Origin of the sequence: Streptomyces vastus, from assembly GCF_039532825.1 — a bacterium.
In the GTDB taxonomy this organism is placed as follows: domain Bacteria; phylum Actinomycetota; class Actinomycetes; order Streptomycetales; family Streptomycetaceae; genus Streptomyces; species Streptomyces vastus.
This window is the reverse complement of the sequence record NZ_BAAASJ010000029.1, coordinates 53,273-62,970: the sequence shown is the minus strand read 5'-3', so window position 1 is coordinate 62,970 and position 9,698 is coordinate 53,273. Positions and strand designations below refer to the sequence as shown.

Annotated in this window: 7 protein-coding genes; 2 read left to right on the top strand and 5 right to left on the bottom strand. The window is 69.6% G+C overall.

Annotation, left to right across the window (positions count from 1 at the left end; genetic code table 11):
- Positions 1-267 (top strand): hypothetical protein (locus tag ABD357_RS13520; protein WP_344390060.1); only part of this gene is annotated, 267 nt, incomplete at its 5' end.
- A gap of 124 nt (positions 268-391) precedes the next feature.
- On the opposite strand, the gene ABD357_RS13515 is transcribed toward ABD357_RS13520, so the two are convergent.
- The 3 genes from ABD357_RS13515 to ABD357_RS13505 form a co-directional block, all read right to left on the bottom strand.
- Entirely contained in the window at positions 392-1,204 is an 813-nt protein-coding gene (locus ABD357_RS13515) for a GNAT family N-acetyltransferase (protein WP_344390058.1), read from the bottom strand.
- A gap of 39 nt (positions 1,205-1,243) precedes the next feature.
- Positions 1,244-3,163, bottom strand: coding sequence for an IucA/IucC family protein (locus ABD357_RS13510; RefSeq protein WP_425584852.1), 1,920 nt, complete (start codon positions 3,161-3,163; stop codon positions 1,244-1,246).
- A 161-nt stretch (positions 3,164-3,324) separates the two neighbouring features.
- A complete protein-coding gene (locus ABD357_RS13505; RefSeq protein WP_344390066.1) occupies positions 3,325-4,800 on the bottom strand; it encodes a diaminobutyrate--2-oxoglutarate transaminase family protein in 1,476 nt (491 codons plus the stop codon).
- A gap of 361 nt (positions 4,801-5,161) precedes the next feature.
- Here ABD357_RS13505 and ABD357_RS13500 point away from each other — a divergent pair, with 361 nt between their 5' ends.
- Positions 5,162-6,394, top strand: a complete 1,233-nt coding sequence (locus ABD357_RS13500) for a trypsin-like serine peptidase (protein WP_344390057.1) — start codon at positions 5,162-5,164, stop codon at positions 6,392-6,394.
- Positions 6,395-6,480: 86 nt separating this feature from the next.
- On the opposite strand, the gene hflX is transcribed toward ABD357_RS13500, so the two are convergent.
- Both hflX and ABD357_RS13490 read right to left on the bottom strand, forming a co-directional pair.
- Positions 6,481-7,974, bottom strand: a complete 1,494-nt coding sequence (hflX, locus tag ABD357_RS13495; RefSeq protein ID WP_344390056.1) for a GTPase HflX — start codon at positions 7,972-7,974, stop codon at positions 6,481-6,483.
- Positions 7,975-8,159: 185 nt separating this feature from the next.
- Complete coding sequence (locus ABD357_RS13490; RefSeq protein WP_344390055.1) at positions 8,160-9,698, bottom strand: M1 family metallopeptidase; 1,539 nt, start codon at positions 9,696-9,698, stop codon at positions 8,160-8,162.

The window sequence follows — 9,698 nt, the reverse complement described above, 5'->3', positions numbered from 1 at the left end:
GCCGCCTGCCGGCGCAACGGCACCCGCTACGAGCTCCGAGACACCGACGGGCGCGAGATCACCGAGGCGGAAGGACGGCACATCTGCACCACCCGCTACACGGTCGACAAGGCTGACCGGGCCAAGGTCCAGGTCCGTCGACGAGCCCAGAAACTCAAGGACCCAACGACGAGCCGGCGCAGAAAGGAGTCGCACAGCGCTCCGGCAACCGGCCCGTCTGCCAACAACCCTACGAACACCAAGCAGAGAGCACCACAACGGACTTGACGTCCGTTAGGAACTCACCCGGGCGATCAACGCCGGGGGCAAGGGCGCGATCAAGCGGCCGAGAACCGGATCGGGTTCGACTGGGAACCGGATCGGGTCGAGCGGTGTACCAAAAGTGATGGCGCTACAGCACATCGCGCAGGGCCCGGTCTCGGACCATGAGGGCGGCCCGTTTGTCGGGCAGGTCGACCTCGGCGGAGAACCGGAAGCCAGCGCTCAGGAAGGCGGACACGGAGGGGGTGTTGCGAAGATCGGGTTCCGCGACGACGCGTGTGCACGAGGGGCGCCGGTCGAGTACGAGGTCGGAGACAGCTCTGAGCAGTGCTGAGCCGAGTCCCCGCCCTCGGTTGGCGACGGGTCCGATGAGGAGGTGGATTCCGGTGTCATGGAGACGAGCGGGATAGTGGCGGGCCAGTGGGTCGAGGTCCGCGCGGTAGATCTCCCAGTAGCTCATCGGCGTGCCGTCCAGCACGCCGAGACAGGGAATGCTGCGGCCGTCCCCGTCAAGCTGGGCGCGCAGGTGATCCTCGGTGACCGTCTCGGGTCCGGCCAGCTCCCAGAATGCCGAGACGGCGGCGTCGTTCATCCAGCGGCTGATGAGCTTCAGGTCACGGTCGATGCATACGGGGACGAGGTGGAAGGGGCCGACGGGGCTGGCGATGGGCCCCCAGCCGCCGACGCCGTCGAGCAGGTCGTCACCGGTCGGGGCGGCGGTCGGCGAGACGGGGCCGGGCTTCGCCGTGCCTTCCCTTCCGCCGTGTTCCGCTGCGCGCTCGGCTCCCCTGGCTGCTTCGGCTTCCTCGGCGAAGAGCGCGACGAGTTCGTCGGGCAGACGCAGGTCGAGTGTGTCCTGGCTGTCCGCATCGGGGCCCGTGTCGCTGCCGAGGGAGGTGATGGGGGTGGTACCGGCGTCGGTGCTCTCATCGGTGGGAGGCACGGCGACGTTCCTCTCAGGAGATGGGGTGGGTCATGTTCCTCAGGAATGAAGGGGGTTGGCGATGGTGACGTAGACGGACTGGGTGTCTACCGGGCCGACGAGTTCGTCGAGCCCGTGCAACCGGGTCAGCAGGTTGGCCTTGCAGCGCAGCACGGGTGAGTCGAGCAGACAGGCGGGAAGGGGTGTACGCAGTCGGGCAGGGCCGGAGGCGACGTCGGCGAGGAAGCGGCGGAAGGCGGCGAGCAACAGCCGCTCGTCGGCGAGGCCTTGGGAGCCGAAGGCGCCGATGAGGCCGAGCACGTTGTTGATGGCGAGGTAGTAGGCGAAGCGTTCGTCTGTGACCTCGTCGGAGACGAAGGTGTCGCTGTGCTCGCCGATGCGGGGCAGCCGTTTGTCCAGCTCCTCGCGCCGGGACTCACGGAAGTAGTAGCCCTGGTTGTCACGGTAACGGCCGCCCGCGGGCCAGCCCTGCGGGTCCAGCAGGACCAGGGTGTTCTGCTGGTGGGCTTCCAGTGCGATGCCCGCCTCACTGTCCAGCCAGAGGACGGGGCGGATCACCTGTTCCAGGTAGCGGAGGAACCACTCGGTGGCGACGGCGCCGCACGAGCGTCCGGTGCTCCCGGCGAGGTGGGTGACGATCTCGCTGAGCCGTGACCTCATCGTGGGCCTGCCCTGACCGGAGCCGGACGGTTCGCCAGGTGGGTCCTGAGGCCTGACGGAGACGAGCCCGGCGATGCAGGAGACGGAGTCCGTCGGCGTGAACGGGTTGTGGCGGATCACCACGTCGAGCCCGGGCACGTGGTCGCCGTCCGGGTCGTCGACGGCGAGCCAGGCCGGGTCGCGGACGATGTCGAAGCCCGGGTGTGCCGCCTGCCATTGTTCGGCAAGGCCGGTACGCATCAGACGGTGGACCTCGACACCGCGGTGGAGTTCCTTGCGGAGGTTCTCCCGTCGGGAGTTGGTGATGCACAGGCCCAGCGAGAGCTTCAGCATCGCGGGGGCGGCGGGGCGGTAGAGGGTGCGTACGGAGGAGGTGGGGTGCCAGGGGGCGCCATGGGGACCGAGGTCCTGGAGCAGACCGGCGTCCAGCAGTTTCGCTGTCACGGAGCGGCGGCGGACCTCGCGGATCTGCCAGGGGTGCATCGGGAGCGCGGCGTACCCGTCGGGCAGCGGCAGTCCGGTGCCGACGAGCCGGGCGGTGAGCTGCTGAGCGGGTACGGGACGGCCCCGCTCGGTCCAGGCCGAGTCGGTGGCGAGTAGGGAGGGAGCGACAGCCATCCAGTGCAGGGGGAAAGAGCCGCGTGATTCGGGTGAGTAGAGCCGGGTCTCGGCCTCGGAGAGTCCCTCGCGGCTCTTCGCGGTGGGGTGCAGCGGGTGACCGAGCAGGAGCGACTGTTCGGCGGAGAGGAAGAGGTCCGAGCCGTCGGCGGGGTGCTCCCTGCGGTCGCTGATGAACACGGTGGTTCGCTGGGCGGAGTCGGCCACGCGGCGCACCAAGTCGCCGCTGTCGCCGGACCTGGCCTCCGCCCTGTCGTCCGTACCGCCCGCCAGGGTCTCTCGTCCGAGGAGCGCCGCCAGCGTGGCCGCGTCCGTGGGGGGTGCCTGGTGGGGGGCGTCGGAAAGGTGGGGGAGGCCAAAGCGGTGCCAGCCTGTGGGGGACCAGTAGTGCACCGGGACGACCAGGGCAGTGCCGCTGGCGGGGAGTTGGATACGGAGGATGCCGTCTCCGGGAGCAGGGAGCTTGTTCTCCCGTACCCAGCAGCGCAGCAGGTTCTCCACGGCTGCGGCCTGGCCCGCGGTGTGCGGATCGGGGTGGTCCAGCAGGTCCAGGTCAGCGGCACCGCGCAGCCGTACTGACTCCCTGGGCCCGGGCCCTCCCTGCTGCCGGGGGACGGATTCTGCTCCCGTGCCCGGCTCGAGGGTGCGGGTGTGGCGGTGGGATGCAGGGATGGCGTTCAAGTGACTTCCTTGGGAGGTGGTTCAGGGTCGTGCCGCGACGAACTGGGGCTGTTCCGGCGTTCGTTGGACCTGGGCGTTTCGGGGGTGCTTCGGGTGGTGTGATTCCGGCGTACAAGTGGTGCTGCCGTGGAGGTGGGGTCACTCGGCGATGCCCTGCGATATCACCGTGCTCCGGCCTTTCCGACCCGCTCGGCCCGTTCCGCACGTCGGACCGACTCGCCGGGCCGGGCACGCGTGCCACGCTCAACGCCCTGCGCCCGCAGGCCGATTGGTGCCGCCGCGACCGACGCGACCGCGTCCGAGAGCCGGTCGAGCACCGCGTTCGCCTGCTCATCGGTGATGGTCAGAGGAGGGAGCAGCCGCACCACGCTGGAGTGGCGTCCGCCGAGTTCCACGATCAGCCCGCGACGCAGGCACTCCCGCTGAACGGCGACCGCGAGACCGGGGGCGGCAGGGCACGGCCCACCGCCAGTGCCCCCGGCGGCCTCGGCGGCTTCGGCTGCGGACTCGGGCGATTCCACCGGGTCGACGAGTTCGACGCCGATCATCAGGCCTCGTCCGCGTACATCACCGACACAGGGGAAGTCGGCTGCCAGACCGCGCAGTTGGGCCAGCATGCGGGCCCCCAGGCGGGCGGCTCGCTCGGCGAGACGGTTCTCCCGGACGTACGCGAGTGTCGCCGCGCCCGCGGCCATGGCGAGCTGATTGCCGCGGAACGCGTCGGCATGGGCGCCGGGTTCCCACACGTCGAGGTCATCGCGATAGACCACGACGGCCAGCGGCAGGCTGCCGCCGATGGCCTTGGAGAGGACCATCACGTCGGGTGTGATGCCACTGTGTTCCACCGCCCAGAAGGCGCCGGTCCGACCGACGCCCGTCTGAATCTCGTCGACGATCAGGGGGAAGGAGCGGGCAGACGTGATGTCCCGCATCCGCCGCATCCAGTCGTCGCGCGCCGGAATCACTCCGCCTTCGCCCTGAACCGGTTCCACGATCATCCCGGCGGGTGTGGGCACCCCGGACTTGGGGTCGTCGAGGAGGGATTCCGTCCAGCGCGCGGCGAGTTCGGCGCCCCGCTTGCCGCCGACGCCGAACGGGCAGCGGTAGTCCTGCGGATAGGGCAGGCGCACCACCCGTACATCCGACGCGCCCCCGGATACTTCGAGCGCCCCCGCGGTCATCCCATGATGGGCGCCGGAGAAGGCGACGATCCCGGTGCGCCCGGTCGCGGCACGCGCCAGCTTCAGTGCGGCCTCGACCGCGTCTGTGCCCGCGGGCCCGCAGAACTGCACGCGCGCGTGGTCGGCGAAACCGGGCGGCAGCGTACGGAACAGCTCGGTGGTGAACGCGTCCTTGACGGGTGTGGCCAGATCGAGGACGTGCAGCGGCGCCCCCGAGTCGAGGACCTTTCTGATCGCTTCCAGCACAACCGGATGGTTGTGCCCGAGGGCCAACGTCCCCGCGCCCGAAAGGCAGTCGAGGTAGCGCGCCCCGTCGGCTCCCTCGATCGTCAGCCCACGCGCCCGGACGGGCACGATCGGCAGGGCGCGCGCATAGGTGCGCGCCGCGGACTCACGGGCCGACTGCCGTCGCAGAATCCCTTCGTGCGCCAAGGGCGCGACCTCGGCCTCGCGCATCGTGGGCGCCACGTCGGGCGCAGACTCGGTCACGGCCACGCTGTCGGTCCTCCCGCTGTCCAGAGGCGAGTTGCTCGGCCACCCGAGCGGGCGGCAGGGGATGCACGCAGGCGGAACACCCCCCGTACGTACCAACGACGAGGACCCCGAGGGGCAACGGCGCGACGAAGATCCTTGTGTGACGGAACTGTTGCCGTTCCATCGGAAGTCCCCCACAGCGACGGCATAGTCTGTGGAGCCGTTCATCGATCCCCGTTGAACGGCCAAAACGGTCCCGTCCGTGCCAGTCCGGGACGGCAGATCCGTACGAAGCTGCATATGGCAGCCCAGCATTCTCTTTACGTCCAGGGGGAGTTACACCATGCGATCCATACGTCCGCTCTTCGCCGCCCGTCGAGGGAGGAGCACGCGCCGCGGGCCCTCCCCCGTGCTGGCGGCGGTCGGTCTGGCCACCGCACTGGCTCTGACGGCCACCGCCTGTGACTCGGGCGATGACACGAACGCGGGCGGCGACGCGTCCGCCCCCGCGGCCACCGGCGGCGACGACAAGATCCAGATCCCGGATGACATCCAGGACAGGCTCAAGGAGCACGGGATCGACCTGGACCAGTGGAAGGGCGGCGCCTGGAAGAACTGGGACAAGGACGACTGGTTGCGCGAGGCCGGCGACTTCGTCAACCCGATCATCGAGGACCTGTGGGACCCGGACCGCATGCGCGAGGCCGAGGACCCGGACCAGGGCAAGGGCGTCGACGACAACGATCTGTCGGGTGACCAGGGCGTCACCGACCCGGAGCCGGCGCCCGTGGAGGCGCAGCCCGTTCAGGCGGCGTACCACGACAACGCCCCCGAGGCGGGCAAGGTGTTCTTCGACTCCCCGGAGGGCACGATGGTCTGCTCGGCAACTGTCGTCGAGGACCCGGCCCACCCGGGCAAGTCCAACCTAGTATGGACCGCGGGCCACTGCGTGCACGCAGGCAAGTCCGGCGGCTGGTACCGCAACATCGCCTTCGTGCCCTCGTACAACAACGACGCCAAGTCGGCGGCGGAACTCACGAACGCCACCAAGGAGGAGGTCGCTCCGTACGGCGTCTGGTGGGGTGACTGGGCGCAGACCTCGGACCAGTGGATCGAGCAGGGCGGCGCGACGGGCGGCCAGGGTGCCTCGTACGACTTCGCCGTCATTCATGTGACGCCGGAGGAGGGCAGGGGCGGCAAGTCTCTGGAGGAGACGGTCGGTTCGGCCCTTCCCGTGGGCTTCGACGCTCCCGCCGTGTCCGAGGTCGGCGGCATCACGGCGACGGGTTACCCGGCCGCGAAGCCGTTCGACGGCGAGACGATGCACCAGTGCAAGGATGAGCCGGGGCGGCTCTCACTCGCCAAGTCCGAACCGACGATGTACCGCATCGGCTGCACGATGACCGGCGGTTCGTCCGGCGGCGGCTGGGTGGCGACGGGCTCCGACGGCAAGCCCGCGCTGGTGTCCAACACCTCGATCGGCCCGGTGACCGCGGGCTGGCTGGCGGGCCCGCACCTGGGCGAGGAGGCCAAGGGGATCTACGACGCGGTGAGCGAGAAGTTCGCGACGCAGTGACCGCACGCTGACGCGTGAAGGCCCGCCCCCTATGAAAGGGGGCGGGCCTTCATCATGTAGCTCTCCGGTTTAGAGGCCCTTCGTGGTCAGACGGTGGCCGCCGGGACGTACGGTGCCAGTTCAGCCGCCAGTTCCTCGTGCACCCGTACCTTGAGCAGCGTGCCCTCCGGGGTGTGCTCCTCGGAGATCACCTCGCCGTCGGTGTAGGCCCGGGCGACGAGTCGGCCGTGGGTGTACGGCACGAGTGCCTCGATCTCGACCGAGGGGTGCGGGAGTTCGACGTCGATCAGCGCGAGCAGCTCGTCGATGCCCTGGCCCGTACGGGCCGAGACCGCGATGGAGCGCTTCTCGATCCGCAGCAGCCGCTGGAGCACCAGCGGATCGGCCGCGTCCGCCTTGTTGATCACCACGATCTCGGGCACGCCGGTCGCGCCTACGTCGCGGATGACCTCGCGTACGGCGGCCAGCTGCTCCTCCGGTGCCGGGTGGGCGCCGTCGACCACGTGCAGGATCAGGTCGGAGTCGCCGACCTCCTCCATCGTGGAGCGGAACGCCTCGACGAGGTGGTGCGGCAGGTGTCGTACGAACCCGACGGTGTCCGCGAGCGTGTAGAGCCGCCCGGTGGGCGTCTCGGCCCGGCGCACGGTCGGGTCGAGGGTCGCGAACAGCGCGTTCTCGACCAGGACGCCCGCGCCCGTCAGCCGGTTCAGCAGCGAGGACTTGCCCGCGTTGGTGTAGCCGGCGATGGCGACGGAGGGCACCTTCTTGCGACGGCGCTCGCGGCGCTGGATCTCGCGGCCGGTCTTCAGGGCCGCGATCTCCCGGCGCATCTTCGCCATCTTCTCGCGGATACGACGCCGGTCCGTCTCGATCTTGGTCTCACCGGGACCTCGGGTGGCGAGGCCGCCGCCCTTGCCGCCGCCCATCTGACGGGACAGCGACTGCCCCCAGCCTCGCAGCCTCGGCAGCATGTACTGCATCTGCGCGAGCGCGACCTGCGCCTTGCCCTCTCGGGACTTGGCGTGCTGGGCGAAGATGTCGAGGATCAGGGCGGTCCGGTCGATCACCTTGACCTTGACGACGTCTTCGAGGTGGATCAGCTGGCCCGGCGAGAGCTCACCGTCGCAGATGACGGTGTCCGCGCCGGTCTCGAGCACGATGTCACGCAGTTCGTTGGCCTTGCCGGAGCCGATGTACGTGGCCGGGTCCGCCTTGTCGCGGCGCTGGATCACGCCGTCGAGCACCAGAGCGCCGGCCGTCTCCGCGAGGGCGGCCAGCTCCGCGAGGGAGTTGTCCGCGTCGGCCGCCGTCCCCGAGGTCCACACCCCGACGAGTACCACTCGCTCAAGACGCAGCTGTCGGTACTCGACCTCGGTGACGTCTTCGAGTTCGGTGGACAGGCCCGCGACACGGCGCAGTGCCGCGCGGTCGGAGCGGTCGAACTGGTCGCCGTCCCACTCGCCGTCGATCGCATGGCTCCAGGCGACGTCCTCTTCCATCAGGGCATCGGCCCGAAGACGATCGGGGTGGTTCTGCACGAGGCTCTGCTTGTCCTGGGAAGGGGAAGAAGAGGAGGTCATTGGGTCCTTACGTCGATGGAGGTACCTGAGGGACGACGAGCTGCCGTCCGTTATTGGAGACAACGTCCGGGGTCGCCGGGAGATTCCCGGCCGTGGAGTCCGACCGGTGGATCATGCCGCAGACCCGGGATGCTGCGTCGTCGACCTGATGATGGTTGCACGGCACGCCTGTCTCGTCATCTGAGTTACCGGGTGCTCTTCATCTGCTTGGTCGAGGGCTGTCGCGCGTGCTTCGCGCCCTTCTCTGCGGGTGCGGCGCTGCGCCACTCCGGGTGCCCCGGCATGGGCGGTGTCTTCTTGCCGTACAGCCAGGCCGTGAAGAACGCGCTCAGATCGCGCCCCGCGACGGCCGAGGCGAGGTCCACGAAATCCGCGGTTGTCGCGGTGCCGTCACGGTGGATCCTCACCCAGCGCCGCTCCAGCCGCTCGAAGGCCGGGCGGCCGATCTCCTGGCGCAGCGCGTACAGGACCAGGGCGCTGCCGTCGTAGACGTTCGGCCTGAAGATGCTGATCTTCCGGCCGGGCTCGGGGGCCTTGGGTGCCGCCGGCGGGCCTCCGGCGGCCCGCCAGGTGTCGGACGCCCGGTATGCCTCGCGCATCCGTGTCTCAAGGGGCCTATCCGCAGTCTCCTCCGCGTACAGGGCCTCGTACCAGGTGGCGTGTCCTTCGCTCAGCCAGAGGTCGGACCAGGTGCGTGGGGTGACGCTGTTGCCGAACCACTGGTGCGCCAGCTCATGCGCCATGATCGACTCGACGTACCACTTCGGGTACTCAGGACGCGTGAAGAGCTCTCTCTCGAAGAGAGAGAGCGTTTGTGTCTCGAGTGCGAAGCCCGTCCGCGCCCCGGCGATCAGCAGCCCGTACGTCTCGAAGGGGTACCGCCCGACCTTGCCTTCCATCCAGGCGATCTGCTCGGGCGTCTCCTTGAGCCAGGGCTCCAGCTTCTCGCGGTCCTTGGAGGGCACCACGTCGCGTACGGGGAGATCGCCCGGTCCGCTCCTGTGCTGCACGGAGGAGCGTCCGATGGACACCTGGGTGAGCTCGGTGGCCATGGGGTGCTCGGTCCGGTACGCCCAGGTGGTGGTCCCCGCATGGCGGACCGCTTCCAGCGGCAGTCCGTTCGCCACGGCCGTGTATGCGTCGGGCGCGGTGACACGGATGGTGAAGATCGCCTTGTCGGAGGGATGATCGTTGCCCGGGAAGATCCGGTGCGCGGCGTCGATCTGGTTCGCCATGGCGAGCCCGTCCTCCGTCCGCACCCAGCCGCTCTCCACGTCCTCCCCGGGCGTCGGATCACTGTCGTGGCCCACCGTGATCCGCATCCGGCTGCCGGGCGCCAGCCGCTCCGCGGGCGTGACCACCAAGTCCTCCCCCGCGCTGCGGAACTCCGCGGGCACTCCGTTGACCTCGACGGATCGCACTGTTCCGTGCGAGTAGTCAAGATTGACCTTCTCCAACCAGTCCATCGCCCGGGCGTCGATCGTTGTGACGGCCGGCAGCGGCTCGCTGTTGTTCCCGGAATAGGTGAAGGCGAGGTCGTACGCCATGACGTCGTACCCGGGGTTGCCGAGGTGTGGGAAAAGGCGGTCGCCGATGCCGAGCGGTTCCGCCGGCGTGGGGCCGCTCGCGGCGATCAGGCAGAGGGAGGAGGCGGCGAGCAGCGCCCTACGGAGTGATCTGGCGGCATTCGGGAGCAGAGCCCGGGTCCTGGAGGTGAGCGGCAT

Excerpts from the sequence above, each read along its gene's own strand:
- ABD357_RS13505 (WP_344390066.1), bottom strand. The coding sequence starts at position 4,800 with ATGCGCGAGGCCGAGGTCGCGCCCTTGGCGCACGAAGGGATTCTGCGA.
- ABD357_RS13500 (WP_344390057.1), top strand. The coding sequence starts at position 5,162 with ATGCGATCCATACGTCCGCTCTTCGCCGCCCGTCGAGGGAGGAGCACG.
- ABD357_RS13490 (WP_344390055.1), bottom strand. The coding sequence starts at position 9,698 with ATGCCGCTCACCTCCAGGACCCGGGCTCTGCTCCCGAATGCCGCCAGA.
- hflX (WP_344390056.1), bottom strand. The coding sequence starts at position 7,974 with ATGACCTCCTCTTCTTCCCCTTCCCAGGACAAGCAGAGCCTCGTGCAG.